At 54.7% G+C, this 20,201-nt stretch carries 19 protein-coding genes; 12 read left to right on the top strand and 7 right to left on the bottom strand.

All coding sequences use genetic code 11. The features are described from left to right. Window positions 1-117 precede the first annotated feature (117 nt). Entirely contained in the window at window positions 118-3,912 is a 3,795-nt protein-coding gene (gene yhdP, locus CWM52_RS15380) for an AsmA2 domain-containing protein YhdP (protein WP_100684880.1), read from the top strand. Between the two features lie 88 nt (window positions 3,913-4,000). Further along, a complete protein-coding gene (gene tldD, locus CWM52_RS15375; RefSeq protein WP_100684879.1) occupies window positions 4,001-5,446 on the top strand; it encodes a metalloprotease TldD in 1,446 nt (481 codons plus the stop codon). Between the two features lie 74 nt (window positions 5,447-5,520). On the opposite strand, the gene aaeR is transcribed toward tldD, so the two are convergent. After that, complete coding sequence (gene aaeR, locus CWM52_RS15370) at window positions 5,521-6,450, bottom strand: HTH-type transcriptional activator AaeR (protein ID WP_100684878.1); 930 nt, start codon at window positions 6,448-6,450, stop codon at window positions 5,521-5,523. 130 nt (window positions 6,451-6,580) lie between these two features. On the opposite strand from aaeR, the gene aaeX reads away from it, so the two are divergent. The 4 genes from aaeX to CWM52_RS15350 all read left to right on the top strand — a co-directional run bounded on the left by aaeX (window position 6,581) and on the right by CWM52_RS15350 (window position 10,131). After that, window positions 6,581-6,784, top strand: coding sequence for a p-hydroxybenzoic acid efflux pump operon protein AaeX (gene aaeX / locus CWM52_RS15365; protein WP_004868260.1), 204 nt, complete (start codon window positions 6,581-6,583; stop codon window positions 6,782-6,784). 7 nt (window positions 6,785-6,791) lie between these two features. After that, on the top strand, window positions 6,792-7,724 hold the full coding sequence (aaeA, locus tag CWM52_RS15360) for a p-hydroxybenzoic acid efflux pump subunit AaeA (RefSeq protein WP_100684877.1): 933 nt from the start codon (window positions 6,792-6,794) through the stop codon (window positions 7,722-7,724). A gap of 5 nt (window positions 7,725-7,729) precedes the next feature. After that, window positions 7,730-9,697 carry a p-hydroxybenzoic acid efflux pump subunit AaeB gene (aaeB, locus tag CWM52_RS15355; RefSeq protein ID WP_100684876.1) on the top strand — a complete coding sequence of 656 codons (1,968 nt, stop codon included), beginning with the start codon at window positions 7,730-7,732 and terminating at the stop codon, window positions 9,695-9,697. Between the two features lie 158 nt (window positions 9,698-9,855). Further along, window positions 9,856-10,131 carry a barstar family protein gene (locus CWM52_RS15350; protein ID WP_100684875.1) on the top strand — a complete coding sequence of 92 codons (276 nt, stop codon included), beginning with the start codon at window positions 9,856-9,858 and terminating at the stop codon, window positions 10,129-10,131. A 49-nt stretch (window positions 10,132-10,180) separates the two neighbouring features. Here CWM52_RS15350 and yhcN-B read toward each other — a convergent pair whose 3' ends face one another. The 3 genes from yhcN-B to argR all read right to left on the bottom strand — a co-directional run bounded on the left by yhcN-B (window position 10,181) and on the right by argR (window position 11,636). Then, complete coding sequence (yhcN-B, locus tag CWM52_RS15345; protein WP_004868249.1) at window positions 10,181-10,447, bottom strand: DUF1471 family stress response protein YhcN-B; 267 nt, start codon at window positions 10,445-10,447, stop codon at window positions 10,181-10,183. A gap of 102 nt (window positions 10,448-10,549) precedes the next feature. Beyond that, the gene (yhcN, locus tag CWM52_RS15340) at window positions 10,550-10,813 is read right to left on the bottom strand and encodes a peroxide/acid stress response protein YhcN (RefSeq protein ID WP_100684874.1); all 264 of its coding nucleotides are present in this window, start codon (window positions 10,811-10,813) and stop codon (window positions 10,550-10,552) included. A gap of 352 nt (window positions 10,814-11,165) precedes the next feature. Continuing rightward, window positions 11,166-11,636 (bottom strand): transcriptional regulator ArgR, encoded by a 471-nt coding sequence (gene argR / locus CWM52_RS15335; protein ID WP_100684873.1) that lies wholly within the window; start codon window positions 11,634-11,636, stop codon window positions 11,166-11,168. A 414-nt stretch (window positions 11,637-12,050) separates the two neighbouring features. Between argR and mdh the strand changes: the two genes are divergently transcribed. Beyond that, complete coding sequence (gene mdh / locus CWM52_RS15330; protein ID WP_100684872.1) at window positions 12,051-12,989, top strand: malate dehydrogenase; 939 nt, start codon at window positions 12,051-12,053, stop codon at window positions 12,987-12,989. A gap of 58 nt (window positions 12,990-13,047) precedes the next feature. Here mdh and degS read toward each other — a convergent pair whose 3' ends face one another. The 3 genes from degS to zapG form a co-directional block, all read right to left on the bottom strand. Continuing rightward, a complete protein-coding gene (gene degS / locus CWM52_RS15325; protein WP_100684871.1) occupies window positions 13,048-14,106 on the bottom strand; it encodes an outer membrane-stress sensor serine endopeptidase DegS in 1,059 nt (352 codons plus the stop codon). Window positions 14,107-14,193: 87 nt separating this feature from the next. After that, window positions 14,194-15,561, bottom strand: a complete 1,368-nt coding sequence (gene degQ, locus CWM52_RS15320) for a serine endoprotease DegQ (protein ID WP_100684870.1) — start codon at window positions 15,559-15,561, stop codon at window positions 14,194-14,196. Between the two features lie 174 nt (window positions 15,562-15,735). Continuing rightward, complete coding sequence (zapG, locus tag CWM52_RS15315; RefSeq protein WP_100684869.1) at window positions 15,736-16,134, bottom strand: Z-ring associated protein ZapG; 399 nt, start codon at window positions 16,132-16,134, stop codon at window positions 15,736-15,738. 192 nt (window positions 16,135-16,326) lie between these two features. Here zapG and zapE point away from each other — a divergent pair, with 192 nt between their 5' ends. The 5 genes from zapE to sspB all read left to right on the top strand — a co-directional run bounded on the left by zapE (window position 16,327) and on the right by sspB (window position 20,018). Beyond that, on the top strand, window positions 16,327-17,454 hold the full coding sequence (gene zapE / locus CWM52_RS15310; RefSeq protein ID WP_100684868.1) for a cell division protein ZapE: 1,128 nt from the start codon (window positions 16,327-16,329) through the stop codon (window positions 17,452-17,454). 277 nt (window positions 17,455-17,731) lie between these two features. Continuing rightward, window positions 17,732-18,160: a 50S ribosomal protein L13 gene (gene rplM / locus CWM52_RS15305; RefSeq protein WP_004868222.1), complete on the top strand. Its 429-nt coding sequence runs from the start codon at window positions 17,732-17,734 to the stop codon at window positions 18,158-18,160. Window positions 18,161-18,175: 15 nt separating this feature from the next. Then, complete coding sequence (gene rpsI / locus CWM52_RS15300) at window positions 18,176-18,568, top strand: 30S ribosomal protein S9 (protein ID WP_003025138.1); 393 nt, start codon at window positions 18,176-18,178, stop codon at window positions 18,566-18,568. A gap of 313 nt (window positions 18,569-18,881) precedes the next feature. Continuing rightward, a complete protein-coding gene (gene sspA / locus CWM52_RS15290) occupies window positions 18,882-19,520 on the top strand; it encodes a stringent starvation protein SspA (RefSeq protein ID WP_004868218.1) in 639 nt (212 codons plus the stop codon). A 3-nt stretch (window positions 19,521-19,523) separates the two neighbouring features. Further along, window positions 19,524-20,018 (top strand): ClpXP protease specificity-enhancing factor, encoded by a 495-nt coding sequence (gene sspB, locus CWM52_RS15285; protein WP_100684867.1) that lies wholly within the window; start codon window positions 19,524-19,526, stop codon window positions 20,016-20,018. Window positions 20,019-20,201: the final 183 nt, after the last annotated feature.

The raw sequence follows: 20,201 nt of genomic DNA, 5'->3' as shown, positions 1-20,201 counted from the left end.
TGCCTCTGTTCTGGTGCCCGGGAGTATGGCTAAACGACGCCTTATCCCGGAAGTCAACGCCGCTGACGCGGAGGCAAATAGACGGATGACGTGTAAAGGTCAGACAAGGAGAGAGGCGTGAGGCGACTGCCCGGGATATTACTGCTCACCGCGGCAACATTGACAGTTGTCGTCGCGCTGCTGGTGAGCGGCCTGCGTCTCGTTCTGCCGCAGCTGGACGCATGGCGCCCGCAGCTGCTGGAAAAAATCTCGGCGATTTCCGGCTCGCCGGTCAATGCTTCACAGCTCACGGCCCGCTGGGAAAATTTTGGCCCGACGCTCGACGTGCGTGATGTCTCCGCGGGTCTGAAGGACGGCGGTCAGCTCTCTGTTAAACGGGTTACTCTGGCGCTGGATGTCTGGCAAAGTCTGCTGCACATGCGCTGGCAGTTCCGCGATCTCACCTTCTGGCAGTTGAAAATCCATACCAATTCGCCTATCCAGACCAACGATGGCGGCGATAGCCTGAAAACCGACCATATTGGCGATCTCTTCCTGCGCCAGTTCGACCACTTTATTCTCCGCGATAGCCATTTGAGTTTCGTAACCATTTCCGGGCAACGCGCGGAATTAGCGGTCCCGCAGCTCACCTGGCTGAACACCAATAACCGCCATCGCGCAGAAGGGCAACTGAGCCTCTCCAGCCTCAACGGCCAGCATGGGGTGATGCAGGTACGCATGGATCTGCGTGATGAAAATGGCCTGCTGAACAAAGGGCGCGTATGGCTGCAGGCGGACGATATTGACGTGAAGCCGTGGCTGGGTCGCTGGATGCAGGACAATATTGCGTTGCAAAATGCCCGCTTTAGCCTCGAAGGCTGGATGACCATCGACAAAGGCGATATCGCCAGCGGCGACGTCTGGTTGAAGAAGGGCGGCGCCAGCTGGCAGGGGGATAGTCAGCCCCATCGATTGACGGTGGATAATCTGACGGCCCATGTCTTCCGCGAGAAGCAGGGCTGGGGCTTCCATATCCCGGATACCCGGATCTCGATCGACGGCAAAGCCTGGCCGCGCGGCGCGCTGGCAATGGCGTGGATCCCGGCGCAGGATGTTGGCGGCAATGACCGCTCGCGCAGCGATGAGCTGCGTGTCCGCGCCAGTAACCTTGATTTGAATGGCCTGACCGGGCTGCAACCTATTGCCGATAAGCTGGCCCCTGAGCTGGGCGAAGTCTGGCGCACCACGCAACCTGCCGGCAAAATCGATCTGCTGGCGCTGGATATCCCGCTGCAGGCGGCGGAGAAGTCCCGTTTCCAGGCAAGCTGGAGCTCTCTCTCCTGGAAGCAGTGGAAGCTGCTGCCTGGGGCCGAGCATTTCTCCGGTAGCGTTGCCGGAAGCGTGGAGAACGGTACGCTGCACGCCAGTATGAGCGAGGCAAAAATGCCTTATGCCGCGGTCTTCCGCGCCCCGCTGGAAATCGCCAAAGGTGATGCCACCCTCAACTGGGTGAAGAATGACAAAGGTTTTATGCTCGACGGGCGCAACATTGACGTGCAGGCGACCGGGGTCCGCGCGCGAGGAGGATTCCGCTATTTACAGCCGCAGGGTGATGAACCGTGGCTGGGGATTCTGGCGGGGATCAGCACCAATGACGGTGGTCAGGCATGGCGCTATTTCCCGGAGAACCTGATGGGCAAAGAGCTGGTGGATTATCTCAGCGGCGCGATAAAAGGCGGGCAGTCAACCAACGCGACTCTGGTTTACGGCGGTAATCCGCACCTGTTCCCGTATCTGCATAATGAAGGCCAGTTCCAGGTTTCGGTGCCATTAACCAACGCCACTTTTGCCTTTCAACCCGACTGGCCGGCATTAACCGGTCTGGATATCAACCTCGACTTCATCAACAACGGTTTATGGATGAAGGCCGATAAGGCGATGCTCGGTAACGTTACCGCCAGCAACCTTGATGCGGTTATCCCCGATTATTCTCAGGAAAAACTGCTTATTGATGCCGATATCAACGGTCCTGGGAAAGATGTCGGCCCCTATTTTAAAGAGACGCCGCTGAAAGAGACGCTGGGTTCGGCACTGGATGAGCTACAGCTGAATGGAAATGTAAGCGCTCGCTTACATCTTGATATTCCGCTGGATGGCGAGCTGACCACCGCCAGAGGCGATGTCAATCTGGTGAACAACAGCCTGTTTATCAAACCGATTGATGCAACGTTGAAGGATCTGACCGGCAAGTTCAGCTTTATCAATGGGGCTCTGAAGAGCGAGCCCCTGAAAGCCAGCTGGTTTAATCAGCCGCTGAATCTCGATTTTTCCACCACCGAGGGACCTAAGGCTTTCCAGGTCAACGTTGGAATGAATGCCAGCTGGCAGCCGTCGCGTACCGGTCTCCTGCCCAAAGCGGTCAATGATGCCGTGAGCGGTAGCGTGCCGTGGGACGGTAAGGTGGCCATTGAGCTGCCGTATCATGGGAATGCGAGCTATAAGGTTGATATTAATGGCGATCTGAAAAATGTAAGTAGCGACTTACCTTCTCCGGTCAATAAAAAGGCGGGTGAGCCGCTTGCGGTAAAAATTAATGTCGAAGGCGGGTTAAACAGCTTCGAGTTGACCGGCGCTATCGGCGGCAAAAATCATTTCAACAGCCGCTGGCTGCTGAACCGCAAGCTGACGCTGGATCGGGCGATTTTAACCTCTGACAGCAAAGCCATTTCTCCGCTGCCGGATCAGGCTGGCGTTGAGCTGAATATGCCGCCGATGGATGGCGCGCAGTGGCTGGCGCTTTTCCAGGGCGGCGCCGTCAATGAAGTCAGCAGCAATATTCTCTTCCCGGAACGTATGACGTTGCGCACGCCGTCGCTGACGTTTGCTGGCCAAAACTGGAACAACGTGAGTCTGGTGAGCCAACCGGATGCCGGTGGTTCGAAGATTGAAGCCCAGGGGCGGGAAGTCAACGCCTCTTTGACCATCCGGCAAAATGCCCCCTGGCAGGCCGCCATTCGCTACCTGTATTACAATCCGGCGGCCGCTCAGAAGAGTGCGTCCAGCGAGACGAGTCCGCTTGCCAGTAACCGCCTTGATTTTCGCGGTTGGCCGGATCTCCAGCTGCGCTGCGCAGAGTGCTGGTTATGGGGGCAAAAATATGGACGGATCGACGGTGATTTCTCTATTAAAGGCGATACCCTGGCGCTGGCTAACGGGCTGGTGGATACCGGTTTTGGCCGTCTGACTTCCGACGGCGTATGGGTCAATGCCCCCGGCGGCGTGCGCACGTCGCTGAAAGGTAAACTCCATGGGAATAAAACGGATTCCTTCGCCAGCTTTTTCGGTATTTCAACGCCGGTGAAAGGGTCGTCGTTCGATATTGATTATGATTTGCACTGGCGTGCCCCACCGTGGCAGCCGGACGTGGCGTCGCTCAATGGGGTGCTGAAAAGCCATCTCGGAAAAGGCGAATTTACCGACATCAGCACCGGTCATGCCGGGCAGCTGTTGCGTCTGCTGAGCGTCGATGCGCTGCTGCGAAAACTGCGTTTCGACTTTAGCGATACCTTTAGCGAAGGCTTCTATTTTGATTCGATCAACAGCACGGCATGGATTAAAGACGGCGTGCTGAATACGGATGATACGTTGGTGGATGGCCTTGAGGCGGATATCGCTATGAAAGGCTCGATCGACCTGGTACGCCGCCAGCTGGATATGCAGGCGGTCGTGGCCCCGGAAATTTCGGCGACCGTTGGTGTGGCGACAGCGTTTGCGATTAACCCGATAGTCGGCGCCGCGGTGTTTGCCGCCAGCAAAGTGCTGGGGCCGCTGTGGAACAAAGTGTCAATCCTGCGCTATCGCATCACTGGCCCTATCGATCAGCCGCAGATCAATGAAGTCCTGCGCCAGGCGCGTAGCGACAAAAAGCAATGATTTGACGATTGCGGGGAATTACCGCACTCTCAATAGATAGCGTTTTTTATTTCCGCCTGACAGGCGGCAACAAACGAGTAGCATAACGATGAGTCTGAACCTGGTAAGTGAACAATTACTGTCAGCAAATGGCCTGAATCATCAGGATCTTTTTGCCATTCTTGGCCAGTTGGCCGAGCGCCGTCTGGATTACGGCGATCTCTATTTTCAGTCGAGCTATCACGAATCCTGGGTTCTGGAAGACAGCATCATTAAAGATGGTTCGTACAATATCGACCAGGGCGTCGGCGTTCGTGCGGTCAGCGGCGAGAAAACGGGTTTTGCTTATGCCGACCAAATCAGCCGGCTGGCGCTGGAACAGAGCGCGCAGGCGGCTCGTACCATCGTGCGCGATAGCGGCGACGGTAAAGTGCGTACCCTGGGAGCGGTAGAATACGGCGCGCTGTATACCAGTATCGATCCGCTGCAAAGCATGAGCCGCGAAGAGAAACTGGATATCCTGCGTCGCGTCGATAAAGCCGCCCGCGCTGCGGATAAACGGGTGCAGGAAGTGTCCGCCAGCCTGAGCGGCGTGTATGAATTGATTCTGGTTGCGGCGACCGATGGGACGTTAGCGGCGGACGTTCGTCCGCTGGTGCGCCTGTCGGTCAGCGTGCTGGTGGAAGACGACGGTAAACGCGAGCGCGGCTCCAGCGGCGGCGGCGGTCGTTTTGGCTATGACTATTTCCTGGCCGCCGAAGACGGTGAAGTCCGCGCCGATGCCTGGGCGAAAGAAGCGGTGCGCATGGCGCTGGTGAATTTGTCCGCCGTTGCCGCCCCGGCGGGCATGCTGCCGGTGGTGCTGGGCGCTGGCTGGCCTGGCGTGTTGCTGCATGAAGCGGTAGGGCACGGTCTGGAAGGCGACTTCAACCGTCGCGGGACCTCGGTATTCAGCGGCCATATGGGCGAACTGGTGGCTTCCGAACTGTGCACCGTGGTGGATGATGGCACCATTGCCAATCGCCGCGGCTCGCTGGCCGTTGATGACGAAGGGACGCCGGGTCAGTACAACGTGTTGATTGAGAACGGTATCCTGAAAGGCTATATGCAGGACAAACTCAACGCGCGTCTGATGGGGGTTGCGCCGACCGGTAACGGCCGTCGCGAGTCGTACGCCCATCTGCCGATGCCGCGCATGACCAACACCTACATGCTGGCAGGTAAATCGACGCCGCAGGAAATTATTGAATCGGTCGATTACGGTATCTATGCCCCTAACTTTGGCGGCGGTCAGGTCGATATCACCTCCGGTAAGTTTGTGTTCTCCACTTCAGAAGCCTACCTGATCGAAAAAGGGAAGGTCACAAAAGCGGTGAAGGGCGCGACCCTGATTGGTTCCGGGATTGAAGCGATGCAGCAGATTTCCATGGTCGGTAACGATCTGAAGCTTGATAGCGGTGTCGGCGTGTGCGGTAAAGAGGGCCAGAGCGTGCCGGTAGGCGTTGGCCAACCGACGCTGAAAGTCGATAACCTTACCGTTGGCGGAACCGCCTGAGTGTTCTGAATGCGCCTTCGCATCTTGCGAAGGCGCAGCCTGCACCGGCGACACTCCTGCTTTGTGGGTCGCCGCTAGCGGCAAATTCCCCGGCCGTGCATCCCCTGGTAAATTTTTGCCACCTCGACAAAATACTCCGTCAGTGAATTAATGCAGACCTGAACCTTCAGCGGCAGCTTGTCTTTTTCGGTATACACCGCGTACACCGGGCGAGGATCGGACTGGTAGCTTGGCAGCAGGATCTCCAGCTCGCCGCGGTTGATCTCTTCGATTGCCCACATCAGCGGAACGTAAGCCACGCCAACGCCGGCGGTCAGCCAACGTACCAGCGTCATGGGGTCGTTGGTGACAAAGCGGCCCTGCGGGATCAGTTTGGTTGAGATCCCTTCCGGGGCGATGATTTCAAATTCATTATCAGGGCGCACGCTATACTCAAGCCACGAATGGCTGGCGAGATCGGCCGGTTTTTCCGGGATCCCCGCCTGCTGCAGATAGCTTTTCGCCGCGCAGAGCACCATCGGCATCGAGCCAAGCCGGCGTGAAAAGAGACTGGAATCCTGCAATGCCCCGACACGAATCACCACATCCAGGCCGTCAGCAATCAGATCCGGCGCCGGAATTCCGGTGACCAGGTTAACGGATAAGCCCGGGTACTCTTTCAGCATTCCGGCGGTAATGTGGGCCAGCACATTCTGTGCCATAGTTGAAGAGCAGCCGACGCGCAGCGTACCGATGGGCGTATTATTAAACGCGTACAGTTGCTCATGGACATCCTGCGCTTCGAACAGCATGCGTCGGCAGCCCTGGTAATAGATCTTACCGGCTTCTGTTAAGCCAAGCCTGCGGGTGCTGCGGTTAAGCAGCTTCACCTGGAGTTCATCTTCCAGTCTGGAGACAGTCTGGCTGATGGATGAAACGCTCATCTGGAGCTGGTGTGCCGTGGCGGTAAATGAACCAAGTTCAACCACTTTGGCAAAAACGGACATGCGTTTTAATCGTTCCATTATTCACTCTGACTTAAAAGTGATTTAGATCACATAATATAGATCATGCTGCAATTATTACGTTACTATATTGTTAGCTACATAATAAACGCTTCACTACATCACCTGTACGCTTCTTACCAAGGTCATCATGAGTCTGTTTCCTGTCATCGTGATTTTCGGCTTGTCGTTTCCGCCGATCTTCTTTGAGCTGCTAATCTCGCTGGCCATCTTCTGGCTGGTACACCGACTGCTGGTTCCCACCGGCATCTATGATTTTGTCTGGCACCCTGCACTGTTTAATACCGCGTTATATTGCTGCCTTTTTTATCTGATATCGCGTTTGTTCGTTTGAGGTCGATGTGAAAACACTAACAAGAAATATCTTCCGTACCGCAATCACTGTGATACTGGTTATCCTGGCATTTGTCGCGATTTTTCGCGCCTGGGTCTATTACACCGCATCTCCCTGGACGCGCGACGCGCGATTCAGCGCCGACATCGTGGCGATCGCACCCGATGTTTCGGGGCTGATTTCGCAGGTAAATATCAAGGATAACCAACTGGTTAAGAAAGACCAGGTTTTGTTTGTGATTGATCAGCCGCGTTATCAGAAAGCCCTCGAAGAAGCTCAGGCCGATGTTTACTACTATCAGACTCTGGCGCAGGAAAAACGTGTTGAAGCCGGCCGCCGTAATAAGCTAGGCGTACAGGCGATGTCTCGTGAAGAGATAGACCAGGCCAATAACGTCTTACAAACGGCAGAACATCAGCTGGCGAAAGCCGTGGCCAGCCGGGATCTGGCGAAGCTCGATCTGGAACGCACGGTTGTCCGCGCGCCAGCCGATGGTTGGGTGACCAACCTCAATGTTTACAGCGGTGAATTTATTACCCGTGGCTCGACAGCCGTGGCGCTGGTTAAACAAGGTACCTTTTACGTGGTGGCCTACCTGGAAGAGACCAAACTGGAAGGGGTACGCCAGGGCTACCGCGCGGAAATTACCCCGCTGGGAAGCAGCCACTCGATTAAAGGTACGGTGGACAGCATTGCCGCCGGGGTAACCAACGCCAGCAGCAGCAGCGACGCCAAAGGGATGGCTTCCGTGGACTCTAACCTTGAGTGGGTTCGTCTGGCCCAGCGCGTGCCGGTTCGCATTCGACTCGATGAGCAGCAGGGCAATCTGTGGCCTGCGGGGACAACCGCGACGGTGGTGATTACCGGTAAACAAGACCGCGATACAACCCAGGCGAACTTCTTCCAGAAACTGGCGATGCGCCTGCGTGAGTTTGGTTAATCGCTATGGGGATCTTCACCATTTATCCCCGGCACCTTCGCTTCGCGATTAAATTAGCGTGCGCGGTGGTGCTGTCGCTTTTTGTCGGCTTCCATTTTCAACTGGAAACGCCGCGCTGGGCGGTGCTCACCGCGGCCATTGTCACCGCCGGTCCGGCGTTCGCCGCCGGTGGAGAGCCCTATTCTGGCGCGATCCGCTATCGCGGGATGCTGCGTATCGCCGGGACGTTTATCGGCTGTATTGCGGCGCTGGCGATAATCATTCTGATGATTCGTGCGCCGCTGTTGATGCTGCTGGTATGTTGTCTATGGGCGGGCTTCTGCACCTGGATCTCCTCGCTGGTTCGCGTCGAAAACTCCTACGCCTGGGGGCTGGCCGGCTATACTGCGCTTATCATTGTTATCACCATTCATACTGACCCGATGCTGGCGCCGCAGTTTGCCGTTGAGCGTTGCAGCGAGATTGTGGTGGGTATTGTCAGCGCTATCATGGCGGATCTGCTATTTTCCCCGCGCTCGATTAAGAAAGAGATCGATCTTGAACTGGATAACCTGCTGGTAGAACAGTACCGCCTGATGCAGCTTTGCGTGGCGCATGGCGACAGCGAAGTGGTCGATAAAGCATGGGGTTCACTGGTGCGGCGGACCAGCGCGCTGGAAGGAATGCGCGGCAACCTGATTATGGAATCCTCGCGCTGGGCGAAGGTGAACCAGCGCCTGAAGGCCATTAATACTCTTTCTTTAACCCTGATTACCCAGGCCTGCGAAACGTACCTGATCCAGAATTCGCACCCGGAAATCGTGACCAATGATTACCGTGAGCTGTTTGCCGAGCCGGTTGAAACCGTGCAGGACGTCCATCGACAGCTGAAAAGAATGCGCCGCTTTCTGACCTGGAAGGGGGAGCACAATACGCCGGTAACGATTTACAGCTGGGTTGGCGCCGCGACGCGCTATCTGCTGTTGAAGCGCGGCGTGGTCGGCAATACCAGGATTAGCCGGGTTGAAGATGAAGTGCTGCAGGGGGAAGTGGTGATAAAGGCGGGTTCCGCCGAGCATCATCATGCGATGGTCAACTTCTGGCGCACCTCCATTTCCTGCATCCTTGGGACGCTGTTCTGGCTGTGGACCGGCTGGACCTCCGGCAGCGGGGCGATGGTGATGATCGCGGTAGTGACGTCGCTCGCCATGCGCCTGCCTAACCCACGCATGGTGGCGATAGACTTTCTCTACGGTACGCTGGCGGCCTTACCGCTGGGGGCGCTGTTCTTCCTGGTGATTATGCCCGCCACGCAGCAGAGTATGCTGCTGCTGTGTATCAGCCTGGCGGCGATGGCGTTCTTTATCGGTATTGAGGTGCAAAAGCGGCGGCTGGGATCGCTGGGCGCGCTGGCGAGTACCATCAACATTCTGGTACTGGATAACCCGATGCAGTTTCAGTTCAGCCAGTTTCTCGATAGCGCGCTGGGCCAGATCGTCGGCTGTTTTCTTGCGCTGATGGTGATTCTGCTGGTGCGGGATAATTCACAAGCGCGTACCGGGCGTGTGCTGCTGAATCAGTTTGTTTCGGCCGCGGTGTCATCGCTGACGACCAATACCGCGCGTCGCAAAGAGAACCATTTGCCGGCGCTGTATCAGCAGCTGTTCCTGCTGCTGAATAAGTTCCCCGGTGATATTGCCCGTTTCCGCCTGGCGCTGACTCTGATTATTGCCCATCAGCGTCTGCGCGATGCGCCTGTGCCGGTAAACGACGATCTGTCGGCATTTCACCGCCAGCTGCGACGCACCGCGGACCATGTCATTTCCGCAGTCAGTGATGATAAACGACGTCGCTATTTCGTTCGTTTGTTAGAAGAGCTCGACGTTTATCAGGAAAAACTGCAGGTCTGGGAGGCGTCGCCGCAGGTGACGGAACCGGTCCGGCGGCTGGTGGAGATGCTGCGTAAGTACCAGCATGTCTTGACCAATAGCTAAACCTGAACCGACGCGGAAGCGTCGGTTTTTTTATCACTATACTTAATCGTCGGGGATATTCGCGTTTCGTTCAGGGAAGCAGGGAGAGAACCCCGGCACGTGGAGGCATGGACAGTATTGGCGGGTGACAATAGCGCGATGTTGACAGGGTGTGGGCGATGACTATCTATACATTTGATTTTGATGATATAGCCGATCAGCAGGATTTCTATCGTGAGTTTTCACAGAGTTTCTCGCTCAACCGCGAGCAGGTGAACAATCTGGATTCATTGTGGGAAGCCGTAACCGGCGGTCTGCTGCCGTTGCCGCTGGAGATTGAGTTTATTCACTTAAATGATAAGCAGCGTCGGCGCTTTGGCGCCTTGATATTGTTGTTCGATGAAGCGGAAGAAGAACTGGAAGGGGAGCTGCGGTTTAACGCCAGGCAGGCATAAAAAAGCCCCCGACAGGCGGGGGCAAGTCGTCGGACAAGACGACGAGGGTTTATTTGTACAACTCAGCGGTAGCGTGCCAGCTATCGCCGGTACGGGCTTCGATAATACGGTAGCTGCTGGCGCCTTCTTTTTCGGCTTTAGCCGCCAGTTCGTGGCGCATATCCATCGGGGCGCTGCCTACCTGTGAAACAGAGATAGTGCCCATCGACTGCAGGTTTTGAGCTTGTTCCGCGTTGACCTGATGTACGGCGGCGCTGGCGCCGAAGGAGAGAACGGAAGCCAGGCCCAGGGATGCGATGATCATTGAACGTTTCATAATCTTTACTCCAACCATTTGTTGCAGCGGCGGGAGGCTTTGAATGGACCTGGGCCGCTGGAAATTATTCGTCTTCAGTAAGTAACCGACAATCGTTACGTCTTATTTATAAAGCTCTGCCGTAGCGTGCCAGTGGTCACCGGTACGGGCTTCGATAATGCGATAAGAAGATGCCCCTTCTTCCTGGGCTTTCTTGTTCAGCATTTCATGCATACTCATCGGGGAAGAACTCACCGCGCCGACGGAAATGGTACCGATTGACTGACGGCCTTGCGCCTGATCGCTGTTGATAGAGTCAGCGGCGAAAGCGCCAAAGGACAGAACGGACAGGATGCTTAGTGCAGCTACAGTGGTTTTGATTTTCATGATGTTCACCTCGTCGAATCTTATTATTGAGGGCTCTTCGTTTCGTGACCCTCATCACAAAATCAAGTATACACTAATCACCAAAAATATTAATACCCTGCTAATTGTTGTTTGAGTAAATAATTACAAAGAATTGTCTTTTTTATAACATATAAGAATTAGAAATGTCATTTACTCGCTACGCAACTCTAATATAGCGATTAAAATCATATGGATAGAGGGTTTTGATGTTTTGTGCGCTTATGGCCGGCACATTCGGTAAAAGTATGTATAGAGGGCGAAAACCACACTAAATGTTAAAGAAATGCAATATTTTTGCAACGGCCCTCTGGCAGGAACCAGAGGGGGGCCCTCAGAGTTCCTGTTCAAACAGAACGAGAATGGCGTCGTACAGATCTTTGACGGTGAAGCCTCTGGCCGGGGTCGTAAAGATGGTGTCATCGCCGGCAATGCTGCCGAGAATGCCTTCCGTTTTGCCGAGAGAGTCCAGCAGGCGAGCAATCAGCTGCGCAGCGCCCGGGCTGGTATGGATAACCACGACGGCATCGTTATAGTCGATATCGAGCACGAGGTTTTTCAGCGGGCTGGAGGTCGTCGGAACACCAAGCTCGGCAGGCAGGCAATAGACCATCTCCATTTTGGCGTTACGGGTACGAACCGCGCCAAATTTAGTCAACATGCGGGAGACTTTCGATTGGTTGATATTATCGAAACCTTCTTCCTGCAGCGCCTGGACGATTTCACCCTGAGAGCTGAACTTTTCTTCTTTAAGCAGCAGTTTAAACGCTTTAACCAGTTCTTCTTGTTTTGCCGAACTTCGCATAAGTCACCCAATTATGGTGGTAAAAACACCATCATTATGCATAGAAATGAATTTTTATGCAAATAATCCGCAGGAGGATAAAGTAAATAATGTTATGAAGGGGGCATATTTTAGCAAATAACCCTGCTGAGGAACATGCCTTCATCACAGCGCGTAAATCACTGTAAAAGTAAACTAAATGTTATGAGAATGATGTTGTTTTGCCGAGCGAGCTGGGTGTATTGTAACCAACAGTCGATCCGGTACTACGCTTTGCTGGATGGTCAGTCTCAGGGATGAAAATGTGAAGCGGATGCATCGCTGCGCAACAGAACGCATTCTTCAACCAAACCTATTGTAATTGTTCATCTTGTGAATTAAGGTCCAGGCGACGGAGTAACGAAAGACTATATTAACCATAATAAGGAGTTTAGGATGAAAGTTGCAGTCCTCGGCGCCGCTGGTGGAATCGGCCAGGCGCTTGCCCTACTACTTAAGACCCAACTGCCTTCAGGTTCAGAACTCTCGTTGTACGACATTGCTCCGGTCACGCCGGGCGTGGCGGTTGATCTTAGCCATATCCCTACCGATGTAAAAATCAAAGGTTTCTCCGGTGAAGACGCAACTCCGGCGCTTGTCGGGGCTGATGTGGTGCTGATTTCTGCTGGTGTCGCCCGTAAGCCAGGCATGGATCGCTCCGATTTATTTAACGTTAACGCGGGTATCGTGAAGAACCTGGTACAGCAGATAGCAAAAACCTGCCCGCAAGCCTGCATCGGTATCATTACTAACCCGGTGAACACAACGGTGGCCATTGCGGCAGAGGTGCTGAAAAAAGCGGGCGTTTACGATAAGAACAAACTGTTTGGCGTCACTACGCTGGACATCATCCGTTCAAATACCTTTGTGGCTGAGCTGAAAGGTAAATCCGCATCTGACGTTGAAGTGCCGGTTATTGGCGGCCACTCCGGCGTGACCATCCTGCCGTTATTGTCGCAGATTACGGGCGTAAGCTTCAGCGAGCAAGAAGTCGCCGATCTGACAAAACGCATCCAGAACGCTGGCACCGAAGTTGTTGAGGCCAAAGCCGGTGGCGGTTCGGCCACGCTCTCGATGGGTCAGGCGGCCGCACGCTTTGGTCTTTCCTTAGTGCGCGCGATGCAGGGCGAGAAAGGCGTCGTCGAATGCGCTTATGTTGAAGGCGATGGCCAGTACGCGCGTTTCTTCTCGCAGCCGTTACTGCTGGGCAAAAACGGCATCGAAGAGCGTCGGCCTTTCGGTAAGCTGAGCGCATTTGAGCAACAGGCGCTGGAAGGGATGCTGGATACGCTGAAGAAAGATATCGCTATGGGCGAAGAGTTCGTCAATAAATAACATGGCGATGTGATAAAAAAACCGGAGCAGTTGAGCTGCTCCGGTTTTTTTATGGCGGTTAGTTGGTCGCCGGATATTCCTGAACGGCGATATGTAGCGTGATTTTTTTGTCATCGCGCATGATAACCACCGGAATTTCTGAGCCAGGGCGGATTTCCGCGACCTGATCCATGGTTTCGAGGGCGGAGACCGCCGGTTTGTCATTCACCGAAATGATCACGTCGTTGGCGCGGATACCGGCCTGAGCCGCCGGACCATCCGGGGCGACGTCATTCACCACAATCCCCTGCAGCTGATCGATGCCGCCGCCCTGAGCATGCAGCGGCGCAATTTCGCGGCCGCTGATACCGATATAACCACGGATCACGCGGCCATCGCGGATCAGCTTATCCATGATCTTGGTTGCCAGCTGGAAGGGAATCGCAAAGCCGATCCCTTCCGGCGTTTCACCATCGTTGCTTTTATCAAATGACAGCGTGTTGATGCCCATCAGTTCGCCCAGTGAGTTCACCAGCGCGCCGCCGGAGTTACCGTGGTTGATTGAGGCATCGGTTTGCAGGAAATTTTGTCGCCCGGTAGGGTTCAGGCCAATACGACCGGTGGCGCTGATAATCCCCTGAGTAATCGTCTGACCGAGGTTGTAAGGGTTACCAATTGCAAGGACCACATCGCCGATATGCGGCACCCGTTTCGGGTTGATAGGGATGACCGGCAGGCCGGCGTTGGCGTTAATTTTTAGAACCGCCAGGTCAGTCAGGGTATCAGAGCCAACCAGTAAGGCTTCAAAAACGCGGCCATCCTGCAGGGCGACAATAATCTGATCCGCATCATTGATGACGTGTTTATTGGTCAGGATGTAACCACGCTGGTCCATGATAACGCCGGAGCCCAGAGTCAGCTGATTATGACTGGTGCTGTTCAGCGCGCGGTTATAGACGTTGACCACCGCAGGTGCGGCGCGGCGAACGGCAGAATTATAGCTGGCGGGCGATTCGTCCGCGCTATCGTACTGGGTCGCCGTCGACAGATGCCATTGACGCAGCGAAGGCATCAAGGCCAGAAGCAGGCCGCCGACGAGTAACCCCATGAGTACAGAACGTAAAAGCTTTCCAGGCATGATACCGGTATCGTTGATGGATGGACATGCGCAGCATAGCACGAGTTATCCGGACATCGCACGGCGGGCGATGTCCGGAAATACGCGTTATCGCAGCAACAGATAGATGCTTTCGTTACCGCGCACGATGTTCAGGGCGATGACAGCCGGTTTGCTCTCCAGCACTTTACGTAGTTCGGCAATAGAGCGCACGCGCTCGCGGTTAAGGCCAATAATGATATCGTCCTTATGCAGGCCAACCTGCGCCGCCGGGCTGCCTTTGTCGACGTTGTCGACGGTGACGCCTTTGGTGCCGTCTTTCATTTGACCGTCGCTCAGCGATGCCCCCTGCAGCGCGGGGATGATAAGATCGGCGCTGGCGGTAGACGAAGTGCTCTTATCCAGAGTGACTTCGACATCCAGTGGTTTCCCGTCACGCAGCAGGCCCAGCTTCACTTTGGTGCCAGGCTCCGTCGTGGCAATGCGCGAACGCAGCTCGGCAAAGCTGCTCAGCGGTTTACCGTTCATGCTGACAATCACGTCGCCGGATTTAATCCCGGCTTTCGCCGAACCTGAATTTGCTAAGACTTCGCTGACGAAGGCCCCGCGCTGAGCGTCGATCTTCATCGCTTTAGCGATATCTGCGCTCATTTCCATGCCTTTAATTCCCAGCAGACCGCGTTTGATTTCGCCAAACTGGATCAGCTGTTGAGCGAGGGTTTTCGCCATATTACTCGGAATGGCAAAGCCAATGCCGATGCTGCCGCCGCCTGGCGCCAGAATCGCGGTATTGATACCAATCAGCTCGCCGTTCAGGTTCAGCAGCGCGCCGCCGGAGTTACCCCGGTTGATAGAGGCATCGGTCTGGATAAAGTTCTCCAGCCCTTCAAGGTTCAGCCCGCTGCGACCGAGCGCGGAGATAATACCGGATGTGGCGGTCTGCCCGAGGCCAAACGGATTCCCGACGGCCACGGCGAAATCGCCAACGCGAAGTTTATCGGAGTCGGCGATGGCGATTTGCGTCAGATGGCTGGGGTTTTGTAGTTGCAGCAGGGCGATATCGCTCTGATCGTCGCTGCCGACCAGCTTCGCATCGAATTCGCGGCCATCGTTGAGCTGAACGCTGATTTTCTGTGCCTGGCTGATCACGTGATTATTAGTCAGTACATAGCCTTTGGCGGCATCGATGATGACCCCGGAGCCCAGACCTTCAAAAGGCTGAGCCTGCTCCTGCGGCGCATTGTCGCCAAAGTACTTTTTCAACTCTTCCGGCATGTTTTGCGCGGGGGCGGCGGTCCCTTCAACCTGTACGCTCACGACCGCGGGCAGCACTTTTTCCAGCATCGGCGCAAGACTTGGCAAAGCCCCCTGGCCGGGTACCTGCGTGGGTAACGATGCCGTCGCCGTAGGTAAAACCGACAACGATAACCCGATGCTTAACGCTAACGCACTCAACAGCAAAGTCTGTTTCTTCATTAGATGCTGGCTCTCGTAACCTGAGGTGTATGGAAAAACGTCCCGGATGGCCTGATGTTATTGAATTTTCAACCGGCTAACAATGCGGTCAATGATTAAATAATAGCTGGGATGTGGGGTTGAGGCGGGCGCAGAGTGCGCGCCCGGGTAATATTTTTTGCCGGCAGGGATAAATCAGTCGCGTTTTGCGCCACCGCGCAGCAGGCCGGATGCGCCTTCAGAATAGTCGCGCGGCATCTGAACCGGCGCCTGATCGTTACTGGCCTCCGATTCTGCAAGACGGTTGCGGAACGGATTGGCTTCCGCCATCGCATCCGGCAGCAGACTGCTGGAGCTTTTCGCCATGTGTTGATACAGCTGACGGTAGTCATCCGCCATGTTGTCCAGCAGTTCAGCGCTGCGGGCAAAATGGCTGACCAGCTCTTCACGATACTCTTCAAGCTCTGTTTTATTCTTTTCCAGTTCGAACTGCAGCGCCTGTTGTTGACGTAATTTGCGGTTGCCAAAACGCATGGCGACGGCACCGATGATGATACCGACAACTAGCCCAATTAGCGCATATTCCCAGGTCATGTACATCTCCCGTTGTTTTGTGGTTCCGTAGGGTGTGGCTGTAAGGCTCTCCGCCTGCGCCCGATAGTGCCACTATAACCGCTAATTCCACAGAAGTGGAATCCTGGCGTATCATCGCGTAGTGTAGAACGGCCTTTTTTTCGTCAATCGTGAGCTTCAGCATTACGGTTTTCAAGGAATAACAATAAGATCATGCAAAGCCTGTCCCCAACATCGCGTTACCTTTTAGCCCTCAAAGAGGGCAGTCATCAACCTGACGACGTCCAGCAAGAAGCGGTAAACCGCCTCGATACGATTTATCATGAACTGCAGAATAAACCCGCTCCGGCAGCGCAAAGCAGCGGCCTGCGGGCAAAATTCGGCAAGTTGCTGGGTAAGCGCGAACCTGCCGTCGAGCCCGCAGCGGTGCGCGGCCTGTACATGTGGGGGGGCGTCGGGCGAGGGAAAACCTGGCTGATGGACCTGTTTTATCATAGCCTGCCCGGCGATCGTAAGCAGCGCCTGCACTTCCATCGCTTTATGCTGCGCGTCCATGAAGAGCTGATTACCCTGCAGGGACACAGCGATCCGCTGGAAATCCTCGCCGACCGCTTCAAGGCGGAAACCGACGTTCTCTGTTTCGATGAGTTCTTTGTCTCCGATATTACTGACGCCATGCTGCTGGGCGGTCTGATGAAAGCCCTGTTCGCGCGTGGCATCACGCTGGTGGCCACCTCGAACATCCCGCCAGATGAGCTCTATCGCAACGGTCTGCAGCGCGCCCGCTTCCTGCCCGCAATCGATGCGATTAAACAGCATTGCGACATTATGAATGTCGATGCGGGCATTGATTACCGTCTGCGCACGCTGACGCAGGCCCATCTGTGGCTGTCGCCCCTCAATGCGCAGACGCAGCAGCAGATGGATAAACTGTGGCTGGCATTAGCGGGAGCGAAACGCGAGCAGACGCCGACGCTGGAAATTAACCATCGACCGCTGCCGACATTAGGCGTCGAAAACCAGACGCTGGCGGCCTCGTTTGCCACACTGTGCGTGGATGCGCGCAGCCAGCACGATTACATCGCGCTTTCGCGCCTGTTCCATACCGTCATGTTATTTGATGTCCCGGTAATGACCACGCTGCTGGAGAGCGAAGCCCGGCGGTTTATCGCCCTGGTGGACGAATTCTATGAGCGGCACGTTAAGCTGGTCGTCAGCGCCGCGGTGCCGCTGTATGACATTTATCAGGGGGAGCGACTGAAGTTTGAGTTTCAGCGCTGCTTATCGCGCCTGCAGGAAATGCAAAGCGAAGAGTATTTGAAACGCCCGCATATGCCTTAACGGCGCGCGTCGTGTTGCCATGACGCAAGGGTATCGTGCGGCAGCACGCCGCCGAAAAAAGCCGGTTCAAATCACATAAAGGGGTCGATCTTTGGCCCCGACTTCTCTATAATCTTGCGACCCCACGTTACAAGAAGGTTTTTTTCCCAAAACTTTCTATAGTGCCGGCATAGGCTATTCGAAGGGGTAGGTTTGCTGGACAATGTCGTGTGAACCTCAACTGACTAAACGTTTGGGTGTTCACCAACGTGTAACTTATTATTTGGGTAAGCTTTTAATGAAAACTTTTACAGCTAAACCAGAAACCGTAAAGCGCGACTGGTATGTTGTTGACGCGACCGGTAAAACTCTGGGCCGTCTGGCTTCTGAACTGGCTCGTCGCCTGCGCGGTAAGCATAAAGCGGAATACACTCCGCACGTCGATACTGGTGATTACATCATCGTTCTGAACGCAGAAAAAGTTGCTGTAACCGGCAACAAGCGCGAAGACAAAATGTACTACCATCACACCGGCCACATCGGTGGTATCAAAGAAGCGACCTTTGAAGAGATGATTGCTCGCCGTCCTGAGCGTGTGATTGAAATCGCGGTTAAAGGCATGTTGCCAAAAGGCCCGCTGGGTCGTGCTATGTACCGTAAACTGAAAGTTTACGCGGGTAACGAGCACAACCACGCGGCACAGCAACCGCAAGTTCTTGACATCTAATCGGGATTATAGGCAATGGCTGAAAATCAATATTACGGCACTGGTCGCCGCAAAAGTTCCGCAGCTCGCGTTTTCATCAAACCAGGCAGCGGTAAAATCGTTATCAACCAGCGTTCTCTGGAACAGTACTTCGGTCGTGAAACTGCCCGCATGGTAGTTCGTCAGCCGCTGGAACTGGTCGACATGGTTGAGAAACTGGATCTGTACATCACTGTTAAAGGTGGTGGTATCTCTGGTCAGGCTGGTGCGATCCGTCACGGTATCACCCGCGCTCTGATGGAGTATGATGAGTCCCTGCGTGGCGAACTGCGTAAAGCTGGCTTCGTTACCCGTGATGCTCGTCAGGTGGAACGTAAGAAAGTCGGTCTGCGTAAAGCACGTCGTCGTCCTCAGTTCTCCAAACGTTAATTGTTTTCTGCTTACGCAGAACAATTTGCGAAAAAACCCGCTTCGGCGGGTTTTTTTATGCATAAACCTGCGGTTATCCACAAGGAAATCGCCTGTTCTTACCACTTTTTCAGCATTTCCAGAATCCCCTCACCACAATGCCTTCAAGATCTGGTAAACTATCATCCAATTTTCTGCCCAAATGCTGGTGATTGTTCGTTTTTTGTTTTTTTGCATAAACAATAATGACTTCACGCGAATGGGGTTTTTACATCTGGCTGGCCATACGTGGCTGGCAGCAGTACAAAAATTCTGAATATACCTGGAGGTTTTCATGGCTGTCGCTGCCAACAAACGTTCGGTAATGACGCTGTTTTCTGGTCCTACTGACATCTATAGCCACCAAGTCCGCATCGTGCTGGCAGAAAAAGGTGTTAGTTTTGAGATAGAGCACGTGGAGAAGGACAACCCGCCTCAGGATCTGATTGACCTCAACCCGAATCAAAGCGTACCTACGCTGGTGGATCGTGAGCTCACTCTGTGGGAATCCCGCATCATTATGGAATATCTGGATGAGCGTTTCCCGCATCCACCGTTAATGCCGGTCTATCCGGTCGCGCGTGGAGAAAGTCGTCTGTACATGCAGCGTATCGAGAAAGACTGGTATTCGTTGATGAACACCATTCAGACCGGTACCGCAGCGCAAGCGGATACCGCACGCAAACAGCTGCGTGAAGAGCTGCAGGCGATTGCGCCTGTCTTCACGCAGAAACCTTACTTCCTGAGCGATGAGTTCAGCCTGGTTGATTGCTATCTGGCGCCGCTGCTGTGGCGTTTGCCGGTTCTCGGTGTTGAAGTTATTGGTGCCGGCGCGAAAGAGCTCAAGGGCTATATGACTCGCGTCTTCGAACGTGATTCTTTCCTCGCTTCTTTAACTGAAGCCGAGCGTGAAATGCGTCTCGGTCGGGGCTAACCGATGGATGTATCGCAGCTAACGCCGCGTCGCCCGTACTTACTGCGGGCGTTCTATGAGTGGCTGCTGGATAACCAGCTGACTCCGCACCTGGTTGTGGATGTGACACTGCCAAACGTGCAGGTTCCGATGGAGTACGCGCGCGACGGGCAAATCGTTCTGAATATTGCTCCGCGCGCCGTGGGTAATCTGGAACTGGCGAATGACGAAGTGCGCTTCAACGCGCGCTTCGGCGGTGTCCCGCGTAATGTTTCCGTGCCGATGGCTGCCGTACTGGCTATCTATGCTCGTGAAAACGGCGCGGGCACCATGTTCGAACCTGAAGCAGCTTACGATGAAGACGTCACCACCCTGAATGATGACGATGCATCGGTAAGCAATGAAAGTGAGACGGTCATGTCGGTGATCGACGGCGATAAGCCGGATCATCATGATGATGACCCGGATGATACGCCGCCGCCGCGCGGTGGGCGTCCGGCGCTGCGCGTCGTGAAGTAATAAGAATTGGTTTGTTCCCGGTAGCGGGTATAGAAGGGCCCCATGTTTAGCATGGGGCCCTTTTTAAATGGCCAGCCGTGGTGTTCGTGTCAACGGCGGTTCGGGGAAGAGGGTTCTGGCTGGATTGCGCTTAAGTTCGGTGGCATATTCCACCGTCACCCGGCATATAGCCATCCCCTTTTT

Source organism: Raoultella sp. T31 (assembly GCF_002806725.1).
GTDB lineage: Bacteria > Pseudomonadota > Gammaproteobacteria > Enterobacterales > Enterobacteriaceae > Klebsiella > Klebsiella electrica.
This window is presented reverse-complemented; position numbering and strand designations above follow the sequence as displayed.

What these genes read in the sequence shown, in the direction of transcription:
- tldD (WP_100684879.1), top strand. Translation starts at nt 4,001, where the DNA reads ATGAGTCTGAACCTGGTAAGTGAACAATTACTGTCAGCAAATGGCCTG.
- aaeR (WP_100684878.1), bottom strand. Translation starts at nt 6,450, where the DNA reads ATGGAACGATTAAAACGCATGTCCGTTTTTGCCAAAGTGGTTGAACTT.
- aaeX (WP_004868260.1), top strand. Translation starts at nt 6,581, where the DNA reads ATGAGTCTGTTTCCTGTCATCGTGATTTTCGGCTTGTCGTTTCCGCCG.
- aaeB (WP_100684876.1), top strand. Translation starts at nt 7,730, where the DNA reads ATGGGGATCTTCACCATTTATCCCCGGCACCTTCGCTTCGCGATTAAA.
- CWM52_RS15350 (WP_100684875.1), top strand. Translation starts at nt 9,856, where the DNA reads ATGACTATCTATACATTTGATTTTGATGATATAGCCGATCAGCAGGAT.
- yhcN-B (WP_004868249.1), bottom strand. Translation starts at nt 10,447, where the DNA reads ATGAAACGTTCAATGATCATCGCATCCCTGGGCCTGGCTTCCGTTCTC.
- yhcN (WP_100684874.1), bottom strand. Translation starts at nt 10,813, where the DNA reads ATGAAAATCAAAACCACTGTAGCTGCACTAAGCATCCTGTCCGTTCTG.
- argR (WP_100684873.1), bottom strand. Translation starts at nt 11,636, where the DNA reads ATGCGAAGTTCGGCAAAACAAGAAGAACTGGTTAAAGCGTTTAAACTG.
- mdh (WP_100684872.1), top strand. Translation starts at nt 12,051, where the DNA reads ATGAAAGTTGCAGTCCTCGGCGCCGCTGGTGGAATCGGCCAGGCGCTT.
- degS (WP_100684871.1), bottom strand. Translation starts at nt 14,106, where the DNA reads ATGCCTGGAAAGCTTTTACGTTCTGTACTCATGGGGTTACTCGTCGGC.
- degQ (WP_100684870.1), bottom strand. Translation starts at nt 15,561, where the DNA reads ATGAAGAAACAGACTTTGCTGTTGAGTGCGTTAGCGTTAAGCATCGGG.
- zapG (WP_100684869.1), bottom strand. Translation starts at nt 16,134, where the DNA reads ATGACCTGGGAATATGCGCTAATTGGGCTAGTTGTCGGTATCATCATC.
- zapE (WP_100684868.1), top strand. Translation starts at nt 16,327, where the DNA reads ATGCAAAGCCTGTCCCCAACATCGCGTTACCTTTTAGCCCTCAAAGAG.
- rplM (WP_004868222.1), top strand. Translation starts at nt 17,732, where the DNA reads ATGAAAACTTTTACAGCTAAACCAGAAACCGTAAAGCGCGACTGGTAT.
- rpsI (WP_003025138.1), top strand. Translation starts at nt 18,176, where the DNA reads ATGGCTGAAAATCAATATTACGGCACTGGTCGCCGCAAAAGTTCCGCA.
- sspA (WP_004868218.1), top strand. Translation starts at nt 18,882, where the DNA reads ATGGCTGTCGCTGCCAACAAACGTTCGGTAATGACGCTGTTTTCTGGT.
- sspB (WP_100684867.1), top strand. Translation starts at nt 19,524, where the DNA reads ATGGATGTATCGCAGCTAACGCCGCGTCGCCCGTACTTACTGCGGGCG.